At 73.4% G+C, this 26,463-nt stretch carries 21 protein-coding genes; 9 read left to right on the top strand and 12 right to left on the bottom strand.

Going from position 1 to position 26,463, the window contains the following annotated elements:
• Window positions 1–256: 256 nt before the first annotated feature.
• Complete coding sequence (locus G011_RS0114455; protein WP_019609102.1) at window positions 257–2,560, top strand: ATP-binding domain-containing protein; 2,304 nt, start codon at window positions 257–259, stop codon at window positions 2,558–2,560.
• A gap of 179 nt (window positions 2,561–2,739) precedes the next feature.
• On the opposite strand, the gene G011_RS0114450 is transcribed toward G011_RS0114455, so the two are convergent.
• The 7 genes from G011_RS0114450 to G011_RS31760 all read right to left on the bottom strand — a co-directional run bounded on the left by G011_RS0114450 (window position 2,740) and on the right by G011_RS31760 (window position 11,821).
• A complete protein-coding gene (locus G011_RS0114450) occupies window positions 2,740–5,676 on the bottom strand; it encodes a hypothetical protein (RefSeq protein ID WP_026338306.1) in 2,937 nt (978 codons plus the stop codon).
• A 511-nt stretch (window positions 5,677–6,187) separates the two neighbouring features.
• Window positions 6,188–7,165 (bottom strand): aldo/keto reductase, encoded by a 978-nt coding sequence (locus G011_RS0114445; RefSeq protein ID WP_019609101.1) that lies wholly within the window; start codon window positions 7,163–7,165, stop codon window positions 6,188–6,190.
• Window positions 7,165–7,563 (bottom strand): MerR family transcriptional regulator, encoded by a 399-nt coding sequence (locus G011_RS0114440; RefSeq protein WP_013152474.1) that lies wholly within the window; start codon window positions 7,561–7,563, stop codon window positions 7,165–7,167. Before G011_RS0114440 ends, G011_RS0114445 begins: the two co-directional genes overlap by 1 nt.
• A 60-nt stretch (window positions 7,564–7,623) precedes the next feature.
• The gene (locus tag G011_RS0114435) at window positions 7,624–8,301 is read right to left on the bottom strand and encodes a TetR/AcrR family transcriptional regulator (RefSeq protein ID WP_019609100.1); all 678 of its coding nucleotides are present in this window, start codon (window positions 8,299–8,301) and stop codon (window positions 7,624–7,626) included.
• Between the two features lie 34 nt (window positions 8,302–8,335).
• Entirely contained in the window at window positions 8,336–9,115 is a 780-nt protein-coding gene (locus G011_RS0114430) for a hypothetical protein (RefSeq protein WP_026338305.1), read from the bottom strand.
• A 293-nt stretch (window positions 9,116–9,408) separates the two neighbouring features.
• Complete coding sequence (locus G011_RS0114425) at window positions 9,409–10,119, bottom strand: hypothetical protein (protein ID WP_019609098.1); 711 nt, start codon at window positions 10,117–10,119, stop codon at window positions 9,409–9,411.
• Between the two features lie 154 nt (window positions 10,120–10,273).
• Window positions 10,274–11,821 (bottom strand): WD40 repeat domain-containing protein, encoded by a 1,548-nt coding sequence (locus G011_RS31760; RefSeq protein ID WP_019609097.1) that lies wholly within the window; start codon window positions 11,819–11,821, stop codon window positions 10,274–10,276.
• A gap of 255 nt (window positions 11,822–12,076) precedes the next feature.
• Here G011_RS31760 and G011_RS0114415 point away from each other — a divergent pair, with 255 nt between their 5' ends.
• Window positions 12,077–13,306: an acyl-CoA dehydrogenase family protein gene (locus tag G011_RS0114415; protein ID WP_019609096.1), complete on the top strand. Its 1,230-nt coding sequence runs from the start codon at window positions 12,077–12,079 to the stop codon at window positions 13,304–13,306.
• Window positions 13,307–13,399: 93 nt separating this feature from the next.
• Here G011_RS0114415 and G011_RS0114410 read toward each other — a convergent pair whose 3' ends face one another.
• The gene (locus tag G011_RS0114410) at window positions 13,400–14,839 is read right to left on the bottom strand and encodes a helix-turn-helix domain-containing protein (RefSeq protein ID WP_019609095.1); all 1,440 of its coding nucleotides are present in this window, start codon (window positions 14,837–14,839) and stop codon (window positions 13,400–13,402) included.
• A gap of 215 nt (window positions 14,840–15,054) precedes the next feature.
• On the opposite strand from G011_RS0114410, the gene aceA reads away from it, so the two are divergent.
• A complete protein-coding gene (gene aceA / locus G011_RS0114405; protein ID WP_019609094.1) occupies window positions 15,055–16,353 on the top strand; it encodes an isocitrate lyase in 1,299 nt (432 codons plus the stop codon).
• Between the two features lie 349 nt (window positions 16,354–16,702).
• On the opposite strand, the gene G011_RS0114400 is transcribed toward aceA, so the two are convergent.
• Window positions 16,703–17,854 carry an RNA-guided endonuclease TnpB family protein gene (locus G011_RS0114400; protein ID WP_019609093.1) on the bottom strand — a complete coding sequence of 384 codons (1,152 nt, stop codon included), beginning with the start codon at window positions 17,852–17,854 and terminating at the stop codon, window positions 16,703–16,705.
• A gap of 23 nt (window positions 17,855–17,877) precedes the next feature.
• On the opposite strand from G011_RS0114400, the gene tnpA reads away from it, so the two are divergent.
• From tnpA to G011_RS0114380, 4 genes are all read left to right on the top strand, one after another.
• The gene (gene tnpA, locus G011_RS0114395; RefSeq protein WP_081642972.1) at window positions 17,878–18,306 is read left to right on the top strand and encodes an IS200/IS605 family transposase; all 429 of its coding nucleotides are present in this window, start codon (window positions 17,878–17,880) and stop codon (window positions 18,304–18,306) included.
• A gap of 65 nt (window positions 18,307–18,371) precedes the next feature.
• Entirely contained in the window at window positions 18,372–18,614 is a 243-nt protein-coding gene (locus G011_RS0114390; protein ID WP_036552709.1) for a hypothetical protein, read from the top strand.
• Window positions 18,615–18,880: 266 nt separating this feature from the next.
• Window positions 18,881–19,150, top strand: a complete 270-nt coding sequence (locus tag G011_RS0114385) for a hypothetical protein (RefSeq protein WP_019609090.1) — start codon at window positions 18,881–18,883, stop codon at window positions 19,148–19,150.
• A gap of 123 nt (window positions 19,151–19,273) precedes the next feature.
• Window positions 19,274–20,095, top strand: a complete 822-nt coding sequence (locus G011_RS0114380) for a CPBP family intramembrane glutamic endopeptidase (RefSeq protein ID WP_019609089.1) — start codon at window positions 19,274–19,276, stop codon at window positions 20,093–20,095.
• Here the strand turns inward: G011_RS0114380 and G011_RS0114375 are convergent.
• A complete protein-coding gene (locus G011_RS0114375; RefSeq protein WP_026338302.1) occupies window positions 20,064–21,350 on the bottom strand; it encodes an MFS transporter in 1,287 nt (428 codons plus the stop codon). The genes G011_RS0114380 and G011_RS0114375 overlap by 32 nt on opposite strands.
• A gap of 169 nt (window positions 21,351–21,519) precedes the next feature.
• Between G011_RS0114375 and G011_RS0114370 the strand changes: the two genes are divergently transcribed.
• Entirely contained in the window at window positions 21,520–22,221 is a 702-nt protein-coding gene (locus G011_RS0114370) for a FadR/GntR family transcriptional regulator (RefSeq protein ID WP_013152461.1), read from the top strand.
• A gap of 210 nt (window positions 22,222–22,431) precedes the next feature.
• On the opposite strand, the gene G011_RS0114365 is transcribed toward G011_RS0114370, so the two are convergent.
• Both G011_RS0114365 and G011_RS0114360 read right to left on the bottom strand, forming a co-directional pair.
• A complete protein-coding gene (locus G011_RS0114365) occupies window positions 22,432–23,184 on the bottom strand; it encodes an RraA family protein (RefSeq protein ID WP_019609087.1) in 753 nt (250 codons plus the stop codon).
• 263 nt (window positions 23,185–23,447) lie between these two features.
• Window positions 23,448–24,356, bottom strand: a complete 909-nt coding sequence (locus tag G011_RS0114360) for an Lrp/AsnC family transcriptional regulator (RefSeq protein ID WP_013152459.1) — start codon at window positions 24,354–24,356, stop codon at window positions 23,448–23,450.
• A gap of 494 nt (window positions 24,357–24,850) precedes the next feature.
• On the opposite strand from G011_RS0114360, the gene G011_RS0114355 reads away from it, so the two are divergent.
• Window positions 24,851–26,386, top strand: a complete 1,536-nt coding sequence (locus G011_RS0114355) for an LCP family protein (protein ID WP_019609085.1) — start codon at window positions 24,851–24,853, stop codon at window positions 26,384–26,386.
• The last annotated feature ends 77 nt before the right edge of the window (window positions 26,387–26,463 follow it).

Raw genomic sequence — 26,463 nt, 5'->3', positions numbered from 1 at the left:
CTGGGTGTTCGTCTGTCGCATGGACACGAGTGTAGCGGGTGCGGTGTGCGCTGGGGAGGCCGACGCGGAGGTTTTCCGGCCGCGACGTGCGGGGGACTCGCCCGGAGTAGGGGGCGGGGACGTGCGGCGGCGCGTCGAGGGGGATGACGCGAAAGCGCTCTCGCGCGGGCGCGCGGCGCTGTGCTAGGGTGCGTAGCCCATTGTCGCTTTTTGGATTCGCTCAGAAAAAATCCAATATACGGAGTATAGCAAGCCGATGGAGTTCTGTCAAACCGGCGCCGACGGGGGCGCCTCGTCGGCCCTGACCGCGGAACAGGCCAGGATCAGCGCGATGTACGAGCGCCTGGACGCCCTGCGCGCCCACACCTCCGAACAGCTCGCCTCCGCCCACCTCCAGGAACGCGGGGGGTACGCGGCCCTCGTGGAGCGCGAGACCCGCTCCTACGAACAGGCGCGCCGCCGCGCCCAGCTGGGGGCGGTCGAGGAGGGCCTGTGCTTCGGCCGCGTCGACCTCTCCCATGAGGGTGACGGACCCGAGACCCGGTACGTGGGCCGGATCGGGCTGCGCGACGCCGAGTACGAGACCATCCTGGTGGACTGGCGGGCGCCGGCCGCACGCCCCTTCTACGCCGCCACGCCCGGGGACCCGCACGGGGTCACCCGCCGCCGCCACCTGCGGGTGCGCCGCCGCAGGGTGCTCGGGCTCGACGACGAGGTGTTCGACCCCGACGGGCTGAGCGAGACCGACCGCCGCCAGCTGGTCGGGGAGGCCGCGCTCCTGGCGTCGCTGCGCCGGGGCCGGACCGGGCGGATGGGCGACATCGTGGCCACCATCCAGGCCGAACAGGACCGCGTCATCCGCGCCCGGCTGGCCGGGGTGCTGGTGGTCCAGGGCGGGCCCGGCACCGGCAAGACCGTGGCGGCGCTGCACCGCGCCGCCTACCTGCTCTACACCCACCGCGCCGTGCTGGAGCGGCGCGGGGTGCTGGTGGTGGGTCCCAACCCGGCGTTCCTGCGCTACGTGGGCGACGTGCTGCCCTCCCTCGGGGAGACCGACGCGGTGATGCGCACGGTCGGGGAGCTGTTCCCGGGGGTGGCGGCCACCCGCCGCGACGCGCACGACGCGGCGGCGGTGAAGGGCTGCCTGGCGATGGCCGACCTGCTGCACGCGGCCGTGGCCGACCGCCAGCGCACGCCGCTGGAGGCGTTCGGCGGCGCGGACCTGGTCGTGGAGACCGACGTGGGCGCGCTCCGCGTGCCGGGGGCGCTGTGCGAACGGGTGCTGCGGACCGCGCGGGGACTGCGCCTGCCGCACAACACCGCGCGCAAGTACGCGGTCGGGTCCCTGCTCACGGAGCTGGCCCGGGCCGAGTCGCGCCTGCTCGGGCGGCCCGCGGACGAGGAGGACCTGGAGTTCGCGGGCGCGCGGCTGTGGTCGGAGGACCCGGTGCGGGAGGCTCTGGAGGCCCTGTGGCCGCACCTGACCCCGCAGCGGCTGCTGCGGGAGCTGTTCGCCGACCCGGCCGCGCTGGAGCGGGTGGGCGCGCGGGCCGGGTTCGGCGGGGACGCGTGCGCGCTCCTGGCGCGCTCGGCCGGGAAGCCGTGGACCGTGGAGGACGTGCCTCTGCTGGACGAGGCCGCGGATCTGCTCGGGCAGGACGACGGCGCCGCGCGGGCGCGCGAGCGCCGCGAGGACGCCGAGCGGGCCGAGGAGGAGCGGTACGCGCAGGGGGTGCTGGAGTTCACCGGCCTGTTCGAGGACAGGATGATGGACGCGGCGGCGCTGGCTGCGCGCCACCGGGACGCCGGGGCCGCGCGCACCACCGCGGACCGGGCGGGCGCGGACCGGGAGTGGACGTACGGGCACGTGATCGTGGACGAGGCCCAGGAGCTGTCGCCGATGGCCTGGCGCACGGTGATGCGGCGCGTGCCGACCCGGTCGTTGACCGTGGTGGGGGACGTGGCGCAGACCGGCAGCGCGGCGGGGGCGCGTTCGTGGCCGGAGGCGCTGGAACCCTACGCTCCCGGCAAGGTGCACGTGGAGCGGCTGCGGGTGAACTACCGGACGCCGGAGCCGATCATGGCGGTGGCCGCCGACGTGCTGCGAGTGGCCGCTCCGGGCGAGGAGGTGCCGGAGTCGGTGCGCGAGGAGGGCGACCCGCCGCGCGCGGTGCGGCTGGCGTCGCTGGCGGAGCTGCCCGCGCTGGTGGCCGAGGAGACGGCCGCGATCGGTGAGGGCCGGGTCGCGGTGGTCACCGCGGACCGGCACGCGGACGCGGTGGCGGCGGCGCTGCCGGGGGCCGCGCGGCCGGGGACGGCGGCCCCGGGGCGGGTGCGCGACCCCCTGGAGGAGGCGGTGGTGGTGCTGACCGCGACCGAGTCCAAGGGGCTGGAGTTCGACGCGGTGGTGGTCGTGGAACCGGGGGCGGTGCTGGCGCAGCCGCGCGGCGGCAACGACCTGTACGTGGCGGTCACCCGGGCCACGCGGCGGCTGGCGGTGGCCCACACCGGGGAGCTGCCTCGGGTGCTGGGACGCCTGGCCGGGGCCGCCCGGGGGTGAGACAGGGCGGTCCGCACCCGGCGGGTACGCCGGGACGGAATCGCGCACGGTAGCGGGCACACCGCGACGGACCCGCGCACAGTAGCGGGCACACCGGGACGGGCATGCTCACGGTGGCGGGTACACGGGGCCCGGCCGGTGGGGCGGGTTCCGGTGTCGCCGGTCAGTTGGTCGGTCGGTCAGAGGGGCCACCAGGAGGCGCCGGTGATCGCGGCGCCCAGCAGTCCGAACAGGTCCACGGTGCCCAGGCCGAACCGGGCGCCCGCCTCCAGGCCGGTGGCCAGGAAGGCCGCCAGGAGGATCAGGACCAGGGCGCGGGAGGGCCAGCGGCGGGGACGGGGCGCCTCGGGGGCGTCCTCCTCCTCGTCCGCCCGGTCCAGCCAGGGCCGGTCCAGGCGGGCGACCTCGCGGCGCAGGTCCTGGACCTCCGCGTGGTAGTAATCGCGCTCCTCGCGGACCCGCTGGAGTTCGGCGCGTTCGGCCCGGACGGCGGCACGGGCGTCGACGATGTCGATGCGGGCGCCCTCGGGTCCGTGCCGGGAGTGCCAGCGCTCCAGCCGGGCCAGGGGGAGGTCGGCGTACTGGGTGGGCCAGTTGTCCTCGGGGACCTCGTCGTCGGGGAAGTGTTCCAGGTCGGGTTCGGTCTCGGCCGCGTAGTCCAGCGGCGCCGGTTGCGGGGGGTCGGTCTCCTGGTCGGGGACCACGGGCAGGGGCGGCGCGTCGGCGGGGGTGCGGTCCTCGGGACCGTCCGTGAGGCCGGGCCCCGGGGCCGGGTCGGGGTCCGCGGTCCCTCGGTCCGGCGACGGCCCCCGTGTTCCGGGGGAGGCGGCGATGGTCCACTCGTCCGTGGGAGCGGGGGGCTGGTGGAGGGATTCGGGGGGCGGTGCGGACTCGCGGGCCAGGCTTACCGTCCCGCCCGTTCCGAAGGTGTCCTGGGCCGGGGCCGGTGACGGCTCCGCGGTCTCCTCACGCAGGGCTCCGGTCCGTGGGTCGGACGCGTCCGTGGACGCCCGGTCCGGGGACCCGGGCGCGGGCGCGGACATGTTCCGTGGCGCTCCGTCCGCGAACAGGGGCGCCGACGCGGCCGCAGCCTCCCGCGGCCAGCTACGGGGCTCCTCCCGCGGCGCGCTGCGGGGCGCGGACTCCTCCGCGTCCCCGTTGCGCGGTGACGCGCCCGCGAACTCGGACGCGCGCGCGGCGCGGCCTCCCGGCGTCCCGTCCGGGGATCCGGGCGCGGATCCGACCCCGCCTTCCGGCGCTCCGTGGGCGGGCACGGCCGCGTCCCCTGGCGGTCCACCCTGGATCGCGGACTCGTCCGGTTCCGGAACGGCGCGTCTGCCTCGGCCGAGGAACCGGAAGGTCTCCCGGCCGCTCCGGGGGGTCCGCGGTCCGCCCTCCCGGGACGTGTGCTCCTCTGGTCCGTCCGGCATCGGCGCACCGGCGGACCACAACCCGTTCCGCCCCGCCTCCTCGGCCCCGGAGGCGGGCTCACGGGACTCGAAGGCCCGGTCGGAGGCCGGTTCGCCGCCGGTGTCCGGGACCAGACGCGGCCTGCGGTGGGGTTCGGGCGCCCCGAAGACGCCGGACCGCGCGGAGGCGCCCTCCGGGGCCGCGGACGCCTGCCCCCGGGCGGGTGCGATGCGCGGGTGCGGGTGCGGCGAGGCGTCACCGGGGCCGTCGGTTCCCGGTTCCTCGGGCGGGCGTTCGGACGCGGGTTCGGGCCAGAGCGCCTCGTTGTCCCCGTCCGCCTCACCGCCCCCGCGCTTCCCGCTCTGTCCGTGGGCCTCCTCGTCCCTGTGCGGCTCACCGCCCTCGCGCGTCCCGTGCTCCCGGTGGGCCTCGCCGCCTCCGCGGGTTCCCTCGGCCCCGTGCGCGGCGGGGTCCGCGCGGTCGTCCCCGCGCCCTCCGGTGCCCGCCCCGGCGGAGGAGGGCTCCACGTCCTCCTCGGTGATCCCCTTCAGGGAGCGCTGGCCGCCGGGTACACCCGGGACCGCGTCCGTCTCCAGGCCAGGGCGGCCCACCGGGACGCGGGATACGGGGAGCGGCCACGGACCGGTCTCCTCCTCCCCCGGGGCCTCGACCTCGGGCAGGTCGGGCAGGGGCGCACCGCCGTACACGGCGTCCCCGTCCGGCAGCCGTTCGGGGACGGGGACCTCGTCGAACCGCCGGGGCCGCGGGTCGAGCCAGTCGCGCAGCAGCGCGCGCCGGTCGGCGAAGGTCGGGGCCTCGGCGACACCGCGTTCGGCCAGGTGGCGGGCGAGCGCGTCCCCGCCCTCCTCCCGCAGGACGGACACGAGCCCCTCCGCGACCGCGCGGTAGTCGGGGGCCGGGGGTCGCAGGAAGGGCCCGGGCGCGTCGGCGACCGGCGGGCCGAAGGCCAGGTGCTGGCCGTCCGGGGTGCCCAGCACCGGGTCGTAGGTGGAGAACGACCAGCTCCACCCGGCCGCGGGGATGGCGCGGGGCGGGGTGAGCACGTCGTGCAGCATCCGGTGCATGCCCCACAGGAAGCGCAGCTGCACCGCCTGCCACAGGTCGGCCCGTTCGGGAGCCAGGGCGATGTGGATCGGTGCTTCGGGCCGGTACAGGGCGGCGGCCACCGCGCCCACCAGGAGGGGTTCGCCCCCGACGGTGGTCTCGGCGGCGCGCCGGTCCCGGGTGCGCACGGCCCCGGGTGCGGCGGTGCGCTCCCAGGGCTCGGGCGTGGGCAGGGCGTCCATGGTCGCCCAGCCCGGCTCCGGCGGGCGGCGCGGGGCCGGGCGGGTGTGGGGATTCTCGTGCAGGGAGAGCAGCCGCGGCAGGGTCAGGCCGTGCGCGGGCCCCACGATCGCCCAGGCGTGCGCGGACCGGACGTCGCCGGGCCAGCGGTAGACCAGCGCGGCCTGCCCGTCGGGGTAGGCGCGCGCCCAGAGGGTCTCGGGGTACTCCCCCGGGTCGGTGTCGGGCAGCGCGGAGCGGTAGTCGGCGGTGAGCGCGGGGACGAGGCGGTCGCGCCAGGAGCGCAGGACGGGCTGCTCGGCCTCGGGGAGGGAGGAGGCGGCCGGTCCGGGTCCGAACCGGCCGAGGAGGGTGGGTTCGGCCCAGGCGAAGTGGATCTGGTGGTACGTGCTGTCGGGCAAGTCGCCCCTCCCACGGGTTCGCGGACCGAGGCGGCGCGGCCGCTCCGCCGCCACTAGGGAAGGTATCCGGTCAAAGGATGGTGAAAACCGCGCATGAATACTTATGAGGTGTTACACGTGGTTTGTCCGGGACTGGTGACCGGCCCCGGCCATGCCCGCCCTTCCGGGCAGGCGACAGACGGCAGACAGCAGGCGGGGCCGGGACGTCCACAGGGTGAGGGACTGGCTGGTGCCGCACAGTGGAGACGGCCTAACCTTGGTCCGGGGGCGCTGCGCCTCGCCTGTGGACGCCGCGTGTACCCCCGATTCCAGTGTGACCGACCGCCCTCTCTCCCGCCAGGTCGCGACCTCGCCCTGTGGACAACGCCGCACCGCACGCGGCCCCGCCCCACCCCGGTGGCGGAGCGGGCTGGCAGCGGAGCGGGCCGGGTACCGCGCGGTCCGCAGGAGCAGCCGTCCCAGCACCACCGGGGGTGCCCGCACCGGTGCACGGCGTTCGGCCCGTCCCCGGCTACCCCGCCTCGGCCATGCGCCTCCACTGCTCGTCGCTGAGCACCAGGTCGGTGGCCTCGATCGCCTCGTCCAGCTGTTCCAGGGAGCTCACCCCCACCAGCGGCACCACCTTCGGGTCACTGCCCATGAGCCAGGCGAGCACGACCTGGTTGCGGGTGGCGCCGGTCTCGCGGGCGACCTCGTCCAGGACGGCCAGGCGGGCTGGGGTCCCCGGGTGGTCGTAGGCCCGGTCCAGCTCGGCGGCCTTCTCCGGACGGGTGTAGGCGCCCCACAGCAGCGAGGTGTAGGCGACCAGCGTGTACTCGCGGCCCTCGGCGGCCTCGGCTCGGACGAAGTCCAGGAGTTCGGGCGTGGCGTGCATGTGGCCCGCGGACCGCAGCGGCAGGTCGAGGCGGGGCTGGAGGTAGCTGTACCGGTACTGGAGCACGCGGGGGCGCGGCCACCCCCGGGCCTCGGTGACGGCGCGGGCCCTCTCCAGCTTCCAGGCGCGGTGGTTGCTCAGCCCCAGGTGGGCGACGGCGCCCTCGCCGACCAGGGCGGCGAAGGCCTCCAGGGTCTCCGGGAGCGGGGTTCTGGGGTCCTCGTTGTGGGCGTAGAGCACGTCCAGGCGGTCCATTCCCAGGCGCTCGCGGCTGCGCTCGGCGGCCGTCGCCACGGCCCGCGCCGACAGTCCCTCCTTGGTCTCCGCGCCGGTGCCGGGCACGGTGGGCTGCGCGCCGAGCTTGGTGGCGATGACCACCTCGTCGGTGACGCCGCGCTCGCGCCGCCAGCGGCCCAGGAAGGTCTCGCTCTCGTGCCCCTCGAAGCCCTCCACCCAGTACTGGTAGCAGTCCGCGGTGTCCACGAAGGTGCCCCCGGCCGCCACGAAGCGGTCGAGCAGCGCGGCGGAGGTGGCGTCGTCGGTCTCGCTGCCGAACTTCATCGCGCCCAGGCACAGGGCGCTGACACGGCGGTCGCCGATGGTGGTGTAGCGCATCAGGAGGTCTCCTTGAGGGGTTCGGGGGCGCGGGCGGCGAGCACGCCGCGGTAGTAGTCGATCTTGTGCTGGATCACCGTCTGGCACCGGCGCATCTCCTCCATGCGCTCGTCCAGCCGCTCCTGGTGGCCCTGGAGCAGGTCCAGGCGGTCGGGAACGGTGTGCTCGCCCTCGCGGATGAGCTCGGCGAACTCGCGCAGCCGGACGATGGGCATGTCGGTCTCGCGCAGGCACCGGATCATGTCGAGCAGTTCGACGTCGTCGGCCCGGTAGCGGCGGTGCCCGCTGGGAGAGCGCTCGACCCGGCGGAGCAGTCCCGCCTTCTCGTAGTAGCGCAGGGTGTCCAGGGTGAGGTCGAAGCGCTGCGCGACCTGGCCCGGCGTGTAGTAGTCCCTCATGAACAGAAAGCATGGGACCTGGAGCGCACTCCAGGTCAAGGGAGGGAACGAAAAAGCCGTCTAGGTCTCGCTGGCGCGGATGGCGCCGACCACCGCGGCGGTGAGGTCGTCGATGATCTCCTCCTCGCCGACCTCGGGGTGCTCCAGCCACCACTCCCCCGCCGCCTGCACCATGCCTACGACGGCGTGCGCGACGATCTGGGAACGCGGGCGGTCGCCGACGCGCCGTTCGGCGACGAGCTGGTCGGCGAGCTCCTCGCCCAGGCGGCGGACCATCATGCCCAGGTCGCCGCGGGTCCGGGAGTCCTCGGAGGTGGCCCGGTCCATCAGGAACCGGTAGAGGTTGAGGTTCTGGGAGATCATCGACAGGTAGGCGCCGACCGTGGCGCGGGCCCGGACCTCGAACTCGGTGTGCTGGTGCAGCTCCTCGCGGATGCGCTCGATGAGCGGGTCCACGTGGCGCCGGGCGAGCGCCCGGTACAGGCCGCCCTTGTCACCGAAGTGCCGGTACAGGATCGGTTTGCTGATCCCGGCCTCGGCCGCGATGACCACCATCGACGCGTCCGGGCCGTCGCGCTGGATCACCCGGTCGGCCGCGTCCAGGATGGCGCGGCGCCGCTCGGGGTCGCGTCCGCGCGCGCCCCGCCCTCCGCGCGGGGCCGAGGCCTGCGGCGCGGGCGCGCCGGAGGCGTCACTGCTGTCGGTCAGCGCGGTCGGCCGCGCGCGTTCGAGTGCCACAAGGGTTCACCGTAGCGGCTCGCGGAGCCCCGGATCAGGCCCGGAGCGCGATCCAGGTGGCCCTCGCCAGGGCCAGGAGGCGGCCCTCGCCGTCGTGGAGGGCGCTGGCGGTGGTGATCTTACGGCCGTCGACCGCCTCCAGGTACCCCATCACCACGTGGGCCTCACCGATCCTGGGCAGCTCGTCCACGCGGACGGTGATGCGGCCCAGGAGGGCGGGACGGCCGGAGATGGCGCTGGACCAGCCGCCGGGGCAGTCCAGTGCGGCCCACACCTGGGCGGGACCGACCGCGCCGGAGCCCTCGTCCAGGGACGGGTGCGGGGTCCAGGCGCAGGCGACGGTGTTGCCGACCCCGTCGGGGCCGGTGCCCGGGCGCACGGAACCGGCGAACAGGCGCAGGCCCTCGCCCTCGGCGCGTTCGGGGCCGCAGCTGTAGCAGCGCGGGAAGGGGTGGTCGGTCAGGCCCGCGTAGCGCTCCTCGGCCTCGCGGGCCTCGGGCACGGTGACGGGGCCGCCGGGAATGGCGGAGTCACGGGGGAGGTCGGCGGTCACCGCCTCGGCCACCAGGTGGGCGTCCTCCCCGGCGCCGGGGTCGGTCAGGTGCAGGGCGCCCTCGGGGCCGCTCTCCACCGTCAGCGGGCGGCCCAGGGGCGGCGGGGTGCGCAGGGTGACCCGCACGGCCGGTCCGCCGACGGAGGTGAGCCGCGCGGCGAGCAGTCCGGCGGTGTAGCCGCCGTTGCCCGAACCGTCGGGGCCGTTGTATCCGATGGGGATGGTGAGGGTGGGGGCGCCGTTGCCCGCGGTGGCGTTCATGCGAGCCAGGTTAGAGGTCGGATGTCCGGACCGGGAAGCCCTGCCGCCGGGCGGGGGCCGGACGTCGACCCGCGTGACGGCCCCGCCGTCGCCGGTCTCGGGAAAGGCCGGGGCGAACGTGTTCCCGTCCGCGAGCACACCGCTGCCCCGACGGGCCTCCTCGGGCCCGAGCGCGGTCGAGCCGCCGTAGGAGAGGTTCTGGCTGCGACGTCACTCTCCCCCCGGCGATCGGCCCGGTCACGGCCTCCGTTCCGCCCGCGCCCTCCGGAACCGGGGCCCGGCGTCCGGACCGCTCAGCCGCCCAGCTGCCGGGAGGTCTCGCCGACGTTCTCGGTGAGCGTGCGGACGTTGTCGGCGACCTCGGGGGCCTCCCCGGTGAGGGCGAGGAGGCCGTCGTGGGTCTCGTGCACGCACCGGGGCGAGGGCATACTCCCCATGTCGAGCCGGTGCAGGGGGCGGGGGTAGAGGTTCCAGGTGCCCGGGACGGTCAGCACGGCGATACTCCCCACCTCCTCGGTGTCGCCCCCGCTCTCGTGCAGGGTGATCCGGACCAGGGCGACGCCCCCGCCCAGGTCGTTGGCGCCCACGGGGAGTTCGAGCGCCTCCGCCTTCTTGGGCTCCAGGGCGTAGGCGATGTCGGTGGAGGACTCCTCGCCCACCGCGGGCAGGTCGATCTCGTAGGAGGCCGTCACCTCGACGGGTCCGCCGACGCCGTCGACGCACTCGGTGACCGGGACGAAGTCCTCGGTCCGGACGGTGATCCGCTCGAACACCTTCAGGTCGTCGGAGTCGTTCCTGAGGACCACGGTGAGCACGGTGGCGTGGACCTCCGCGTCCTGGGCGGCCGTGTCCTGGGCCGGGTCGGTGACCTGTCCGCCGACGACCTGCGAGCCGTCGGCGGACAGCTCCACGACCTCCAGGGCGCCGCGCCCGAGCCAACCGCCTCCGCCCCACACGACGGGGACGGCCGCCAGGAGGGCGGCCAGCACGGTCGCCCACGCCACGGTCCCCCCGGACGGCTTCCAACCTCGTGCGCCTCGGGGCCCGCGCCGTCCGCGGCCCGCGGAGGCCCCCTGTCCGTCGGTCGGTGCCATGTGCGCTCCCGGTCTGAGGGCGGCTCCCGGCCGCCGGGTCGGTGTGCCCCGGTGCGGGGCGGGTTCAGTCGGTGGTCGGCGCCGCGGGGACCGGGGTCGGCGGGGTCGGTCCCGTGGTCGTCCCGTGCGTGTCGGTGGCCTGCTCGTCCTGGATCCTGACGCACACGGGCTCGTAGGCCAGGTCCGGCAGCTCGCGCTCCCACTCCCCCGGCCCGAGGAGGACGGGCGCGCCCGCGCAGCGCGTCTCCAGCGCGATGGTGAGCGCCTCCTCGTCGAGGTAGGGGGCGTGGGGGTCGCGGCTCAGGTCCCACAGCGCGGGGTCGCCGTCGGTGGGGGCCGCGGCCACGACGTGGAGGCCGGACGTCGTCCTGGGGGCCGCGACCAGCGCGATCCTGCCCGGAACGGTGACCGAGTCCGTCCGCCGGTAGTCCAGGACCGCGACCGGCGGCGACTCCCACAGGACCAGTTCGTCGGACCCGACCGCCGGTTCCGCGGTGACCAGGGCCGCGGCGTTGCCCTGGGCGGCCGGGCCCGCGTGGGTGTCCGCGTGCTGGTGCCGGCTGGGCCGGGTGGAGGGCTCGTCGCAGAAGACCCCCGTGCAGTACTGGGGCGTGTCCACCGGGCCGTCGCCGTGCTGGACCGCCTCGACGGACACCACGAAGACGCCCTCGTCGCCGGTCACCGGGATCGTGTCGTGGCCCACCGGCGCGGGCGCGAGCCGAAAGCCCCCGCCGGGGAAGCCGACCGCGCCCAGGTCCGTCTCGCCGATGGACGCCCGGGTGGTGGCGTCCCACAGGCCGAGGACCCCGTCGTCGGTCAGGGTGACCAGGGTCCTGGTGTGTCCGGTCATGCCCAGGGAGACGAGCCGCTCCTCCTGGGCGACCCGGGGCCCGGCCTCCCAGGTCCCGGTGTCCCACAGCCGCGCGCCGCCCTCGGCCGTTCCCAGCGCCAGGTACTGGGCCTCCAGGAACGAGCCCCGCCAACTGCTGACGAAGACCGCGCCCGAGGCGTCTCCGGTGTCCAGGCGGGCCCGCTCGGTTCCGGAGTCGACGTCCCACACCACGGCGCCGCCCCCGCCGTGCCGGGCCGCGACCAGGAGGCCCTCGGTGTCCAGGGCGACCTCCTCCACGGCGCCGGGCGCCCGCTGGTCGAGGACGGTGTCGCCGGTGTAGACGTCCCAGACCAGGATCCGCCCTCCCTCGGTGCCCCCGGCGAGGAACCGGCCCTGGTAGGCGAAGGCCAGGGCGCTCAGGGATTCGCCGCCGCTGTCCAGGTCCATGACCCGGTGCGGCTCGGCGAGGCGTGCCATCGCCGCCGCCGAGGCGTCGGTGTGGGCCAGGCCCGCCGCCTCCAGCGCGAGCGCGCTGGACAGACGGGGGTCCCCGGTCGCGGTGTCCAGGGAGCGCGCGGCGAGGACGTCGGCCAGGCGTTCGCGCTCCCCGGCGTCCAGGTCCGACACCGAGCGGGGCGGGGCGTCCGCGCTCCCGTCGTCGGCGGAGGGGAGGCAGGAGGCGCCCAGGCACAGGAGCAGGGGGAGCGCGAGAAGGAGGCGGACGGAGGCCGTCCGAGGGGGCGTGGAGGGAACTCGAACCCGGGGGAAGGGTAGGCCCATGCCCTCAGTCTAGGCCGCGGATCCCCGCCAGCGCAGGGGTTTCGGCCGCCGAAACCGCCCGGTCACGCTCCGGAGCGCACCGCAGGGCGCCCGGGCCGGAAGGGCCGCTCCGCCACCGAACGCCGTCAGGGCCCAAAGGAGCCCGGGGCGCCCCGCGCTCGGGCACGGCGTTGTGGCAGGCGAAGTCAACTGTTACCGTTGGTAACACATACTGACCCCCTCCCCCGGAGGGCCCCCGACAAAGGATGTGAGCGCATGAGTGAGGCCACCGCGCCCGGCTTCAGCCTGGAACTGAGCGAGGACGTCCGCGAGGTCCGGGACTGGACCCACGGGTTCGCCGCCGACGTCATCCGCCCCGCCGCCGCCGAGTGGGACGAACGGGAGGAGACCCCCTGGCCGATCATCCAGGAGGCCGCCAAGATCGGCCTGTACTCCCTCGACTTCTTCGCCAACCAGTGGCTGGAGCCCAGCGGCGTCGGCATCCCCGTGGCCTTCGAGGAGCTGTACTGGGGTGATCCGGGCATCGCCCTGGCCATCACCGGCACCGGCCTGGCCGCGGTGTCCGTCGCCGCCAACGGCACCCAGGAGCAGCTCTTCGAGTGGACGCCGCAGATGTTCGGCACCCCCGACGACATCCGGCTCGCCGCGTTCTGCTCCTCCGAGCCCGACGCGGGCAGCGACGTCTCGGCCATCCGGACCCGCGCCGTCTACGACCAGGCCAAGGACGAGTGGGTGCTCAACGGCACCAAGACCTGGGCGACCAACGGCGGTATCGCCGACATCCACGTCGTGGTCGCCTCGGTGGAGCCCGAGCTCGGCTCGCGCGGGCAGGCCACGTTCATCGTGCCGCCCAACACACCCGGGCTCAGCCAGGGACAGAAGTTCGCCAAGCACGGCATCCGCGCCTCGCACACCGCCGAGGTGGTCCTGGACGACGTGCGCGTGCCCGGCTCGTGCCTGCTGGGCGGCAAGGACAAGCTCGACGAGCGCCTGGCCCGCGCCCGCGAGGGCAGGGGGTCCAAGGGACAGGCCGCCATGAAGACCTTCGAGGCCTCCCGCCCGACGGTCGGCGCGATGGCGGTGGGCTGCGCCCGCGCCGCCTACGAGTACGCCCGCGACTACTCCACCCAGCGCGAGCAGTTCGGCCGCCCGATCGGCGAGAACCAGGGCGTGGCCTTCACCCTGGCCGAGATGGCCACCCGCATCGACGCGGCCCGCCTGCTGGTGTGGCGCGCGGCGTGGATGGCGCGCAACGACAAGGACTTCGACAGCGCGCAGGGCTCGATGAGCAAGCTCTACGCCAGCGAGACCGCCACGTTCGTCACCCAGAACGCGGTACGCATCCTCGGCGGCAACGGGTACACGCGCGACTACCCGGTGGAGCGTTGGCACCGCGACGCCACGATCTTCACCATCTTCGAGGGCGCCAGCGAGATCCAGAAGCTCATCATCGGCCGCGCCGTCACGGGCCTGCCGGTGCGCTGAGGCCCCGGCGGTCCGCCGCGCGGCGGCATGCGCGGAAGAGGGGGGTCGGCGCGCGCCGCCCCCCTTTTCCGCGTCCCCCGCCGGGCCCGTCGCTCAGTCGGCGCTGTGTTTCTCCAGGAAGGTGTAGACGTCGTGCTCGTCCACGCCCGGGAAGGTCCCCGAGGGCAGCGCCGAGAGCACGTGGGAGTGCGCGCGGGCCGACGGCCACACGTTGCCCTCCCAGCGCGCGGCCAGCTCGGCGGGCGGGTGCACGCAGCACTCGCCGTTGGGGCAGTTGGACTTGGTGCGGTTGGTGGTCTCGCGCCCGCGGAACCAGCGCGACTCCTTGTAGGGCACGCCCAGGGTGATGGCGAAGTTGCGCTCGCGGCTGGGGTCCACGTGCGCCACGCACCAGTGGGTGCCGTTGGGCTTGTCCGTGTACTGGTAGTAGATCGAGTAGCGGTCCGGCGAGGCGAAGACCTGTCGCCCCGACCACTGGCGGCACATGCGCTGGCCCTCGATGGCCCCGGTGTCGTCGGTGGGGAAGACGAGGCCGTCGTTCTCGTAGGCCTTGTAGATGATGCCGGTCTCGTCGTTGCGGATGAAGTGGCAGACCAGGTCCAGGTGGCGGTGGGCCAGGTTGGTGAACCGGTGCGCGGCCATCTCGTAGGAGACCGAGTACACGTCGCGCAGGTCCTCCACCGACAGGTCGCGGGCCTGCTTGGCCTCCTGGAGGTAGCGCACGGCGGTGGACTCGGGGATGAGGACCGCGGCGGCGAAGTAGTTGGCCTCCACCCGCTGGCGCAGGAAGTCGCCGAAGTCGCGCGGCCTGCCGTGGCCCAGCACGACGTGGCCCAGGGTCTGGAGCAGGATCGTGCGCGGGCTGTGCATGCCCAGCGTGGTCTCGCGCTTGAGGTAGATGCGCCGGTTGACGTGGTCGGTGAGGGAGCGCACCGAGCGGGGCAGGTCCTGCACGTACTTGAGGGAGAACCCGTGGTGGGTGGCGATGGCGAGGATCTGCCCCTGTGACAGGGCCCCCGCGGTGTAGTTGACGGCGTCGAGGGTCTGGGCCGCCGCCTTCTCGATGTGCTCGAAGTAGTTGCCGCGCTCGCGCATCTGGCGGCGCAGGTCGGCGTTGGCCCGGCGGGCCTCCTCGGGGGTGGCCGTCGGCTTGGCGCTGCGCCGCCGGAGCTCCCCGTACAGGCCCACGATGTGTTCGAGCACGTCGTTGGGGACCCGCTTGCCGATCCTCAGGTGCGGCAGGTTCAGATCCTGGTAGAGCGTGTCGCGCTGTGCCTCCTCGACCGCGATCTCCAGCTGCGCGCGGCGGCTCGGGGGCTGCTTGGACAGCAGTTCCTCCACCGAGACGCCCAGTGCCGAGGCCAGGGAGGTGAGGAGGGAGAGCTTGGGCTCGCGCTTGCCGTTCTCCAGCAGGGAGAGCTGGGAGGGGGCCCGGCCGACGCGTTCGCCCAGGTCGGAGAGGGTGAGGCCGCGTGCCCGCCGCAGGTGGCGGAGCCGCTGACCAAAGGTGACGAGATCCAGGTCACCTGTCAAAGACGGTATTTCTTCAGCACCAAAGTACGCCATGGCTTCATAGTACGGAAAGAAATGTCGATCTTCGCAAGATTTCCCATGGAAAAGCCTCGGAAGTTGCCCAAGAATCTAGTTACCGGCGGGGAACTTACCGCTCAGGGCTCACCCCCTGGCTCTGACCCGGCCTTCTCGACCGGTGTGAACACTTGGGGACTACACGTAAGGCGGGATCGAACATGGGCACCAGCGCTCGACGACAGGAAGCCAGCGCCGCACTCCAGCGCGACTGGGAGACCAACCCCCGGTGGGCCGGTATCGAGCGCACCTACTCCGCCGACGACGTGGTCAAGCTCCGCGGTTCGGTCACCGAGGAGCACACCCTGGCCCGCCGCGGCGCGGAACGCCTGTGGGACCTGCTCCACACCGAGGACTACGTCAACACCCTCGGCGCCCTCACCGGCAACCAGGCGGTCCAGCAGGTCCGCGCCGGACTGAAGGCCATCTACCTCTCCGGCTGGCAGGTCGCGGCCGACGCCAACCTCTCGGGCAACACCTACCCCGACCAGAGCCTGTACCCGGCCAACTCGGTCCCGGCCGTGGTCCGCCGCATCAACAACGCGCTGATGCGCGCCGACCAGATCACCTGGGCCGAGGGCGACGACAGCGCGCCCGAGTGGCTCGCCCCGATCGTGGCCGACGCCGAGGCCGGGTTCGGCGGCGTCCTCAACGCCTACGAGCTGATGCGGGGCATGATCGCCTCCGGCGCGGCGGGCGTGCACTGGGAGGACCAGCTGGCCTCCGAGAAGAAGTGCGGCCACCTGGGCGGCAAGGTCCTCATCCCCACCGGGCAGCACGTCAAGACGCTCAACGCCGCCCGCCTGGCCGCGGACGTCGCCGGCGTCCCGTCCCTGGTCATCGCGCGGACCGACGCCCAGGCCGCGACCCTGATCACCAGCGACGTCGACGAGCGCGACCAGCCCTTCATCACGGGCGAGCGCACCGCCGAGGGCTTCTACCGCTTCCGCAACGGCGTCGAGGCCTGCGTGGCGCGCGGCCTGGCCTACGCCCCGCACTCGGACCTGCTGTGGATGGAGACCGCCACCCCCGACCTGGAGGTGGCCCGCGACTTCGCCGAGCGGATCAAGGCCGAGTACCCGGACCAGATGCTGGCCTACAACTGCTCGCCGTCCTTCAACTGGAAGCGGCACCTGGACGACGCGACCATCGCCAAGTTCCAGCGCGAGCTGGGCCACATGGGCTACAAGTTCCAGTTCATCACCCTGGCGGGCTTCCACTCGCTCAACTACTCGATGTTCAACCTGGCCAAGGGCTACGCCCAGAACGGGATGACCTCGTACGTCGAGCTCCAGGAGGCCGAGTTCGCGGCCGAGTCGCAGGGCTACACCGCCACCCGCCACCAGCGCGAGGTCGGTACCGGCTACTTCGACTCCATCAGCACGACCATCTCCCCCGAGGCCAGCACCACGGCTCTCACCGGCTCCACCGAGGAAGACCAGTTCTCAGCGGCTCACTGACACTGGTCTTCGTTCCCAGGAGGCCGTCCCTCCCCGCTTTCGTGGCTGGGGCGGGGCGGGCGGCCTCCGCCCCCTAGCCGTCGGCCATGCGCGCTCCGTGTCACACGCGCATGGCCGGCGGCTCGTCCTGTGCGCGGCGTCCGCCGTGTCCGTTGCCGGTCTCCCTGAACGCGGGTCCGGCCCCCGCGGGGACGGGGGCGCCCCGACCGCCCGCGCGGCCGGGTCCTAGGCTGGCCGCTGCACGGGGCCGCGCCCCCGCGGCCCGCCCGCAGATCCGGAGGTCTGGCGTCAGCTTCTCGGCCTTGAAGGACCGAGCTTGCAGCTCTTCCACACACTTGGCAGGTGTGCTTCAGGCCGCGTCGTCGGCAGCGTGACTCACTGCCCAGCCCGCCACACCCCTGGAGGAGATGTTGCGGGCTGCGTTCACATCGGCGTGCTCAGCGAAGCCGCACGACGTGCATCGGAAAGTGGCCTGGCTCGGCCGGTTCCTCTTGTCGACGTGGCCACACGCGCTACACCCCAGGGAGGTGTAGGCCGGGTCCACGTACACCACCGGCACTCCGAGCCGTTTCGCCTTGTAGGCGATGTAAGCGCCCAGTTGAGCGAAGGACCAGGAGTGCAGCGTGACCCGCTGGGGCTTGCGTAGCCGTGCCCTCTTGCGGATGCCACCCAGGTCTTCCAGGGCGACACCCTGACAGGTGCGTTGAGCCTCGGTCACGATCTGCTTGGCGATGCGGTGGTTGGTGTCGGCCGCGAACCGCGCCTCGCGGCCCGAGAGGCGGCGCAGGACACGCTTGGCGGACTTGGTTCCCTTCTTCTGGAGACGGCGCCTGAGGTGGCGGTTGCGGTGGCGGACCTGGTTGACCTGCTTGCCCGAGTGAACGGTGCCGTCGCTGGTGGTGGCGATGTTCGCGATGCCGAGGTCCACACCCACGAAACCTTCGGGGGTGTACTCGTCGGCCTCGGGAACCTCGCAGGTGGCGTACAGGTAGAAGCTGTTGCCGCGCCGCACGAGGTCGGATTCACCCCGCCGGTACTGGGCGAGCGTCTTGGCCTGGTCGGGCGAGCACGCGAACGGCACGCCCTTCACCCGGCCGTGCACGGTCCAGATCGACACCGTGTGCGCGTCTATCTGCCAGGACAGGCACCGGTCGTCGAACGGCTGCGCGGCGTCCTTGCGGAACCGAACCGGCGTGTTCTCCACCCGGGTACGCCGCTTGGACCCCTCACAGCCGTGGTTTCCGGCTTTGAGGTTGGCCTTCAGCGTGGCATAGGCCCCGGCGACCTTGCGTGCACAGTGGATCGCCGGTTGCGCGGACAACCCCATCGCTTTGAGGTCGTCGTAGACCAGCCGCTGCAACGGTGTCTTCGCCTTCACCCCGGACTCGTGCGCACGGCGCGAGACGCGGTTGGCCGCCTGGTTGCACAACTTCAGCGTCTCCCACAGCGTCGCCTCCTGGGCGGCGCCGGGGAGCAGCTTCACCTGCACAACGATCTTCACACCCACAGGTTACCGTCTTATCCATGTCACCAAGGTGGAAACCAGATCCCAATGTCAGGCGTGGAAGAAGCGTTGTATCCGACCTTCATGCTCATCTTGTCTTCGTCACCAAGTACCGGCGTGGTGTCCTCACCGACCAGACGCTGGCCCACTGCGAACAGGTCATGCGGCAGGTGTGCGAGACCATGGGAGCTGAGTTGCGCGAGTTCAACGGCGAGGATGACCACGTCCACCTGCTCGTGCACTACCCGCCCAAACTCCCTGTCTCGACACTGGTCAACCGGCTCAAGGGCACCTCGGCGCACTACCTGCGCAAGCAGTTCCCCGACCACGTGCGACAGTTCCTGTGGGGCAACCACTTGTGGTCGCCGTCCTACTTCGCCGCCTCGTGTGGGGACGCGCCGCTGTCGGTGATCGCTGAGTACATCGACCAGCAAAAACGCCCAGAATGACCGCCCGTGCGGGTGAGGGAAGCGATTCCTCCCGGCCATGAACGGCCGGGGTTCCTCGCTAGGAGATGTTGAAGGCGTTCGAACCGCTCCTCACCGCCCTGGCCGCACTGCGCCGGGTGCTCGCCGTGGGTGCCCTGGCCACCGTCGTGGTCCTGGGCACCGCGGCCTGCGACGACCTCATGCCCAACGTGGACGTCGAACAGGGCGACGACGGAGACGACGGTGGAGATGACGGCGGGGACGACGGAGACGACGGCGGTGATGACGGGGACGACGACGGCGACGAGGGCGATGACGGCGACGACTGAGCCCGCGCCCCGCTGACCCGAGCGCGCCCGGGCGCGCTCGGGCGGCGGCGCGGGTCGGCTTCCCCTCCTCCGCGCGTTCGGACCCCTCCCCCGTCCGCCGGGCGGCGTGGCCCCGCCACACCGCGGCCTGTCACTCTCCGCGCTTTCCTGGCCACGGACACGGAACACGCCCTAGTGTGGGTCACGGACGGATAACACCCGACTCGTGCCCGCCGCCCAGGCCCGGGCGGACCCCCGGCACGAACCGCGACCCGAGGGAGTCAGCGATGAGCTTCGAGGACATCAGCAGCCGGACCCTGACCGCCCTGCGCCGGGCGCTGGCGGGCTCGGCGATCGCCGCCGTGGCCGTGTTCGGCGTCGCGGCCTGTGAGGACCCCGAGGGGGCCGACGCCCCGACCGTGGACACGCCGGGCGACGACCAGGGCGACGAGGACGACGGCGGCCAGGAGAACAACCAGGACGGCGGAGAGGACGACGACGGCGGGAACGAGGACAACGGCGGCGAGGGCGACATGGAGAACAACGACAACGACTGACTGCCCCCCGCGCAGCGGCAGCACGTGCCGGGGCGGGGCCCGGGGGCCCGCCCCGGCACGCCCTCGGCCCGCCCCGCTGCCCCAGGTCACCGGCCCCCGCCGACAGCGCGTACATTGCAACGCGTGACCGACAAGACCCGCACCCCGGACGCCGAACTGCCCGCGGGGGCGCCGCCCGCCCCCTCCGCCCCCGTCGAGCGCGGCCTGCTGCGCTGGGAGATCCTGTGCGTGCTCGCCCTGTCGCTGGGCGCCGCGGCGGTCTCGGCGACCATCTCCTTCCTCGGCGTGCTCACCGAGCCCCAGTCACTGGCCGAGCAGACCGCCAGCCTGGTGCGCCCCCGAGCGGACGAGGAGCGCCCCTGGCTGGACCTGTCGTGGCAGCTGTTCGCGCTGGCCAACGCCCTGGTCCCGGTGCTGCTGGTGGCCTACCTCCTGCGCCGCTCGGGCGACTCCTCGGCCACGATCGGCTTCGACGTGCGCCGTCCCGGCTTCGACCTGGGCACCGGCGCCCTGCTGGCCGCGCTGATCGGCCTGAGCGGCCTTGCGCTGTACGTGGTCTCCTGGCAGCTGGGGCTGACGGTCACGATCAGGCCCAGCACCCTGGCCGGGAACTGGTGGGACGTGCCCGTCCTGGTGCTCCAGGCGGCCAAGAACGGGATCCTGGAGGAGGTGATCGTGGTCGGCTACCTGCTGCACCGGCTGGGGCAGCTGGGGTGGACGCCGTGGAAGGCGGTGCTGGCCAGCTCGGTGCTGCGCGCCTTCTACCACCTCTACCAGGGCGTCGGGATGTTCTTCGGCAACCTGGTGATGGGGCTGGTCTTCGGCTGGTTCTACCTGCGTTACGGACGCGTGATGCCCCTGGTGGTGGCGCACACGGTCATCGACGTCGTGGCCTTCGTCGGCTCGGTCTACCTCATCGGCCGTCTGGACTGGCTGCCCTCGTGAGGCCGCGTGCGGCGATGGCGTCCTCCAGGTAGCGGGGACGGCCCAGGAACAGGCCCGTGGCCAGGTTGACCACGGCCAGCACCGCCAGCAGGAGCAGGGGCGCGTGCCAGCCGCCGCTGACCTCGCGCAGCAGTCCGAACAGGAAGGGCCCCGCCCCGCCCATGAGGTAGCCCAGGCTCTGGCTGACGGCCGAGAGCGCCGCCGTCCCCGCCCCGGTGCGGGTGCGCAGCGCGAAGGCGGTCAGGGCGAAGACGAAGCTGCCCATGCCGATCCCCACGAGCGTGGTCCAGGCCCACACCCCCGACAGCGGGGCGAACCACAGCCCGACCAGGCCCACGAGGTAGGCGGCGGAGAAGGCCAGCACGAAGGGGCGCTGGTCGCTGGTCCGGGTCAGCAGCGTGGGCAGCACCAGGGACATGGGGATGCCCAGGACGGTGAGGTAGGACAGCGCCAGGCCCGCGGTCTGGGCGTCCATGCCCTGGTCGCGCAGCATCTGCGCGTACCAGCCGAACATGATGTAGGCGACCGAGGACTGGGTGCCGAAGTAGAGGACGGACTGCCAGCCCAGGCCGGTGCGCAGCACCTGGCCGAAGCCCAGTGCCTGGGAGGCGTCGCCGCGCGCGGGCTCGTGGCGCAGCACCAGCAGCCAGGGGACGGCGGCCACGACGCCGAAGAGGGCGTAGGCGCCCAGGGCCGCGCGCCACTCGCCGGTGGACTGCTCCAGGGGCACGGTGGCCGCGGCGGCGATGGTGGTGCCCAGCGCCAGGCCGGTGGTGTACACGGTGGTCATGAGGCCCACGCGGTCGGGGAAGTGCTCCTTGACCAGGGCGGGCAGGATGACGTTGCCGACCGCGCCGCCGGACAGGGCCACCACGCTCAGGGCCAGGAACATCCACGGCTCGGGGGCCGCGGCCCGGGCGGCGAGGCCGACGGTGAGGGCGATGAGCGCGTAGACCAGCAGGTGGTGCTCGCCCAGGCGGCGGCCCAGGACGGGGGTCAGACCGCCGAAGAGCGCGAAGCACAGCACGGGCAGGGTGGTGAGGATCCCCGCGCCGACGGCGGTCATGCCCAGCCCGGCGGTGACCTCGTCGAGCACGGGGCCGACGCTGGTGATGGCGGTGCGCAGGTTCAGGGCCGCCAGGGCGATTCCGGCGGCGAGCAGCAGCAGTGCCGCGCGCGGGGGACGGCTCGGGGCGGTCCGGCCTGCGGCGGGGCCGCTCGTCACGGGGGTGCGGGGGGCTGGTCCGGCGCTCATGGAGGCGACTCGCAGAAATTCATAGGATGACCCGATGTACTTCATGAGGATAACGCATTATCGTTCGAAGCCAATTCCCGACCGCAACTGGTCTAAGCTCCGGCCTTAACCGTTCCGTACCTGTGCGCTGGCCCAGTCATCCGGCGACCCGCCCCTAGGAGGTATACGCGTGCCCCTCGCCTCGACACGCCGGACCGGTCTCGTCGACCAGGTCATCAGTCAGTTACGAGCACAGATCGACTCGGGCGAGTGGGGTGTGGGCGACCGCATCCCCACCGAGTCGGAGCTCTCCGACCAGCTGGAGGTGGGCCGCAACACCGTCCGCGAGGCGGTACGCGCCCTGGCCCACGCCGGGCTGCTGGAGATCCGCCAGGGGGCGGGCACCTTCGTGCGGGCCTCCAGCGAACTCGGCGGCGCCCTGCGGCGCCGCCTGGAGCGCTCCCGCCTGCGGGAGAACCTGGAGGTGCGCCGCGCGCTGGAGGTGGAGGCGGCCCGGCTGGCCGCGCTGCGCCACAGCGAGGAGGACATGGCCGACATCGACCGCGCCATGGCGCTGCGGGAGGCCGCCTGGCGCGAGCGCGACATGGGCGCGTTCGTGGAGGCGGACTTCACGTTCCACCGCGCGGTGGTCAACGCCACCCACAACACCCTGCTCATCGACCTGTACGACGACATCGCACAGGTGGTGTACGCGAGCATCGCGCACACGGCCTACGAACAGGGCGCCGAGGCGACCGACCGCCCCTCCTCGGCCACCGACGGCGTGGACCACTCCAAGCTGACCGAGGCGATCCGCGACGCCGACGCGGCCGGGGCCGCGCGGGAGGCCACCTGCTACATCGACGAGCTGCTCTCGTTCACCGAGGACTGAGCGGTCCGCGTCGGCCCACGTCCGACCGGGCGGCGCCCCCCAGGCCTGGGAGCGTTCCCACGCGCTTCCGGGCCGGTGCGCCCGCACCGGGTCCCGTCCGCCCCGGCGGGCCCGTGCGACCCCGGCGGGCACGCCGCGCGGCCGTGGCGTCCCGGGGTCGGGGGAACGCCTTCCGGCTCGCCCCAGAGCGTCACCGAGGGGCCTTGCGGCTCACTCCCGGGGGTCGCCCACGGCGGAGCGCGGCGAGAGCCGCGAACGGGCCGCAGGATGCCCCTCGGCGCCGCGCGCGGCGGTGTCGCGCAGGGCGCCCAGGGTCCGCGGGCGCCCCGGGCGCCGCGAGCGGTGCTCGGAGCGGTCCTCCCAGCCCGCGACCCGCGAGGGGTCCAGGCCGAGCAGGTCCAGGGTGCTCTCCCCCGCGTAGACGGCGTCGATGATCTCGCGTTCGCGCGAGATGCTGTCCACGGTCGCGGCGATGATGGAGCCGACCTGCCCCCGGGGCAGGCACACCACGCCGTCGTCGTCGGCGACGATCCAGTCGCCCCGGCGCACCGGCAGGGGTGCGGGACCGCCCGGCGTCATGCTGATCTGGCGGCCCACCGAGCCGCCCGCCTCGTGCGCGGCCTCGCGGACCGCGACCCCGGCCCCGAAGACCGGCAGCGCGCACCGGGCGATGGCCGCGATGTCGCGGACGCAGCCGTCCAGGACGATGCCCGCGACCCCGCGGGTGCTGGCGGCCACGGCCAGGATCTCGTCCACGTAGCCGTACTCGGCCTCCCCCGCGACGTCCACCACGAGGGCGGAGCCGGGCGGGGCCTGGGCCACCGCGACGTGGATGGCGAGGTTGTCCCCCGGGGTGCAGCGGACCGGGAAAGCGGTCGCCGCGAAGGCGGCCCCCGGCCAGACGGAGAACAGGTGCGTCCCGAACGGTCGGCCGCCGCACCGCGCGAGCGCCACCGTGCCCACAGCCGTCAACGTTTCCGCCAGTGCCACGTCAGCCTCCCACTACACCCGCGCCCGGTGCGGCCGGTACGGACCGACCCCTTCCCATACTCACCGGTAACTTAAGCGTGACGCAAGCCATGCACGCCGGAAACACGTAAAAATGCTACCGCTGGTTACAGATACGGACGGAAGAGGCCGCCCGCGCCTACCCAGCGTGCCCGCCACCGGGGTCACCGGCCCGCGGCGCGCCCCTCTCCGTGCGTCGCGCCGCGGATCGTCGGCCCCTAGGGCGCGACCCACTCCAGGGGACGGTCACCCCCCTTGCGCTCCTTGCGCACCGACAGGTGGTCCCAGGACTCCACGTAGCCGACCCCCGGGGTGGCGCGCACCCCCTCCAGCGCCTCCACCAGCTGGCAGCGGTCGGGCGCGGTGAGGGTGCCGATGACGTCGTAGCGCCCGAAACCGCTGGCCAGGAAGGAGATCCTGGGCATGTTCGCCAGCGCGGCCCCCAGCAGTTCGGCGTCGCCCCGGCAGCGCAGGCCGAAGCCCAGCCGCTCGTTGGCCCCCACCGCCGTGGGCTCCACCAGCGCGGTCACGTGCACCACGCCCGAGTCGAGCAGCCGCACCACCCGCGAGCGGGCCGCGGCCTGCGACAGCCCCACCTGGCGGGCGAGGTCCGCGTAGGAGGACCTGCCGTCCCTGAGCAGCTGCCGCACCAGGCGCCAGTCCAGGGCGTCCAGTTCGATGTCGCGCAGCTCCCGCACGCTGCTGTGGGCGTCCTTGAACACCGAGTTGGCGCGGAAGACCTCCGCGCCGTCCACCCCCGGCAGCGCGCGCAGCTCCGAGAGCTCCTTGGTCAGGGCGGCGTCGTCGGCGACCCGCACCTGCGCCACGGCCGGGAACCGCCCGGCCGAGTGCGCGGCGAAGGTCACCGCCTCCCTCTCCCCCAGCGCGTCCAGCATCGGCCCCACGGGGCCGCTGACGCGGAACGACACGTGGCTGAGGACCTCCATTCCCACGACCCCGGCGTGCAGCACCCCGACGATCCTGATCGCCCCGGACTGCACGAGCTGGCGCACTCTGGCGCGTACCGCGGTCCTCGACAGACCGACCCCGTCGGCCAGTGCCTGGAACGTCGCTCGGCCGTCCCCTTGCAGCGCGCGCATGAGCGCGGTGTCAACCGCATCGAGCACGATGGCTTGCCTTTCGTTCCCATGACGCCGCCCTTCCCCCGGACGACGCCCCCTCCTGCGGCCAGATCATCGCAGCTGCGGCGAGCGCGCACTACTGATCGCCAAAGAAATCGGTTGATCTCCCCCTTTGGCGGTGCCGGAGGGGTCGGCCAACGCCCCATCCACCGCGTGCGAGACACATAACAGACTTGTATAGAACATCCCTCATGACTGAGTAGCGGTGCACACAAACCCGCGCAAAGCGCCACACTGAGAACTGTCGGGCCCGCACACGCACCCCGCGGGCTCTCCACGCCCGGAGGAGGACGGCCCGCACGGTACGTCCGAAAAGCACGGGTAGGCCCGTAGGGGAATCGGACGACCCTTCTCCGGCGTGTACATAACAAAGGTTTCGGACACGAGTCCGTGCCCGCGGCGTGGCACCGCACGGCGACCGCGGCGGGAACAGCGAAGACAACGGGGCGGTCCGCCCCGCGGCTGGAGAGGAACCACCGGTGACAGCGGAGGACGATCAGCGGGACGAGGCGCCCGCGCGCCCGGGTACGGGCCGGGCGCTGCTGTGGACCGCGGCGTCGGTTCCCCTTCCCGGGCTGGCCCACCTGCGGATGCGCCGCAGGGTCGCGGGCGCGGTGATCCTGGGGGTCTACCTGGCCGGGATCCTGGGGCTGGTCGTGTGGGCGTGGCGACTGGGCGCCGACGAGGCGAACACCATGGCGCGGCTGGCCACCATGGCGCTCCAGGATCAGTGGCTGCTGGGAGCCATGGGCGTGGTGTTCGTCGTGGCGGTGCTGTGGTTGACGGTCATCGTGCACTCGTGGGTGATCACCCGGCCCGCCGGGGCGCCCCGGAACTCGCGGGTGCTCGGCGCGGCCGTGGTGCTGCTGCTGTGCCTGACCGTCGCGGCGCCCTCGGCGCTGGCGCTGCACGGCGGCTACACGGCCTACCAGACGCTGAACAGCGTCTTCCACGCCGAGGAGGACCCCCTCATGCCCCCGCACGACGAGGCCGACCCCTGGAACGGCCAGGAGCGGGTCAACGTGCTGCTGATCGGCGCGGACTCCGCGGACAACCGCTACGGGGTGCGCACCGACAGCATGATGGTGGCCAGCATGGACACCGCGACCGGCGACACCGTGCTGGTGGGTCTGCCGCGCAACCTGGAGAACGTGCACTTCCCCGAGGACAGCGCCCTGGCCGAGCGCTACCCCGAGCCCTACGGCTTCGACCTGCTGCTCAACGACGTGTACCAGACGGTGGCCGAGGAGCCCGAGGAGCTGGCGCTCAACCCGGACGCGGCCAACCCCTCCGCCGACACCCTCAAGAAGGTCATCGGGTACAACCTCGACCTGGAGATCGGCTACTACGCGATGGTCGACATGATGGGCTTCCGCGACCTGATCGACGCGATCGGCGGCGTGGAGGTGCTCATCGAGGAGCCGATCCCCTACGGCGTGCACGGCGGGGTGCTGGAGCCGGGCCTGCGCCGCCTCGACGGCCACGACGCGCTCTGGTACGGCCGCTCGCGGACCAACAGCGACGACTACGGCCGGATGGGCCGCCAGGGCTGCCTGATCAAGTACGTGGCCGAGCAGGTGGACCCGATGACCGTCCTGACGAGCTACCGCAGGCTCGCGGGCGCCACCGAGCGCACCCTGAGCACGGACATCCCCCAGGCCAAGGTGCCCGCGTTCGTCGAACTCGCCGACAGGGTCACCGACACCGGGAGCATGAGCACGTTCCAGCTGTCGCCGCCCCAGGTCAACACGGCCAACCCGGACTGGGAGCAGGTCAAGGCACTGGTCACCGAGGCCATCACCGGTGGTGGGCCCGAGGGCGACGACGTGGCCGCGGAGCCCTCCGGCGCCCCCTCCGAGGAGGAGTCCGCCGCGCCCTCCGAGCCGGCCGAGCCCACGGAGGACGACGGGCTGACCGAGTGGCAGGAGTACACGGGCCTCGACGAGGAGGAGCCCGCCGAGCCGGGCCGCCAGGTGGGCGAGGAGCCCAGCAACCTGGAGGCCCTGTGCCCCTGACCGGGCGCTGAACCCGGTGCGCGGCCCCCGCTCCCCAGCGGGGGCCGCGCGCAACCCCGCGTGACCGGTGTCGGTCA

It is taken from the genome of Nocardiopsis sp. CNS-639 (genome assembly GCF_000381685.1).
In the GTDB taxonomy this organism is placed as follows: Bacteria; Actinomycetota; Actinomycetes; order Streptosporangiales; family Streptosporangiaceae; genus Nocardiopsis; species Nocardiopsis dassonvillei.
This window is presented reverse-complemented; position numbering and strand designations above follow the sequence as displayed.

Excerpts from the sequence above, each read along its gene's own strand:
- G011_RS0114430 (WP_026338305.1), bottom strand. The coding sequence starts at position 9,115 with ATGAACGCCACCGCGGGCAACGGCGCCCCCACCCTCACCATCCCCATC.
- G011_RS0114385 (WP_019609090.1), top strand. The coding sequence starts at position 18,881 with ATGAGCTTCGAGGACATCAGCAGCCGGACCCTGACCGCCCTGCGCCGG.
- G011_RS0114415 (WP_019609096.1), top strand. The coding sequence starts at position 12,077 with ATGAGTGAGGCCACCGCGCCCGGCTTCAGCCTGGAACTGAGCGAGGAC.
- G011_RS0114445 (WP_019609101.1), bottom strand. The coding sequence starts at position 7,165 with ATGCGCTACACCACCATCGGCGACCGCCGTGTCAGCGCCCTGTGCCTG.
- G011_RS0114440 (WP_013152474.1), bottom strand. The coding sequence starts at position 7,563 with ATGAGGGACTACTACACGCCGGGCCAGGTCGCGCAGCGCTTCGACCTC.
- tnpA (WP_081642972.1), top strand. The coding sequence starts at position 17,878 with ATGTCACCAAGGTGGAAACCAGATCCCAATGTCAGGCGTGGAAGAAGC.
- G011_RS0114375 (WP_026338302.1), bottom strand. The coding sequence starts at position 21,350 with ATGAGCGCCGGACCAGCCCCCCGCACCCCCGTGACGAGCGGCCCCGCC.
- aceA (WP_019609094.1), top strand. The coding sequence starts at position 15,055 with ATGGGCACCAGCGCTCGACGACAGGAAGCCAGCGCCGCACTCCAGCGC.
- G011_RS0114455 (WP_019609102.1), top strand. The coding sequence starts at position 257 with ATGGAGTTCTGTCAAACCGGCGCCGACGGGGGCGCCTCGTCGGCCCTG.
- G011_RS0114390 (WP_036552709.1), top strand. The coding sequence starts at position 18,372 with ATGTTGAAGGCGTTCGAACCGCTCCTCACCGCCCTGGCCGCACTGCGC.
- G011_RS31760 (WP_019609097.1), bottom strand. The coding sequence starts at position 11,821 with ATGGGCCTACCCTTCCCCCGGGTTCGAGTTCCCTCCACGCCCCCTCGG.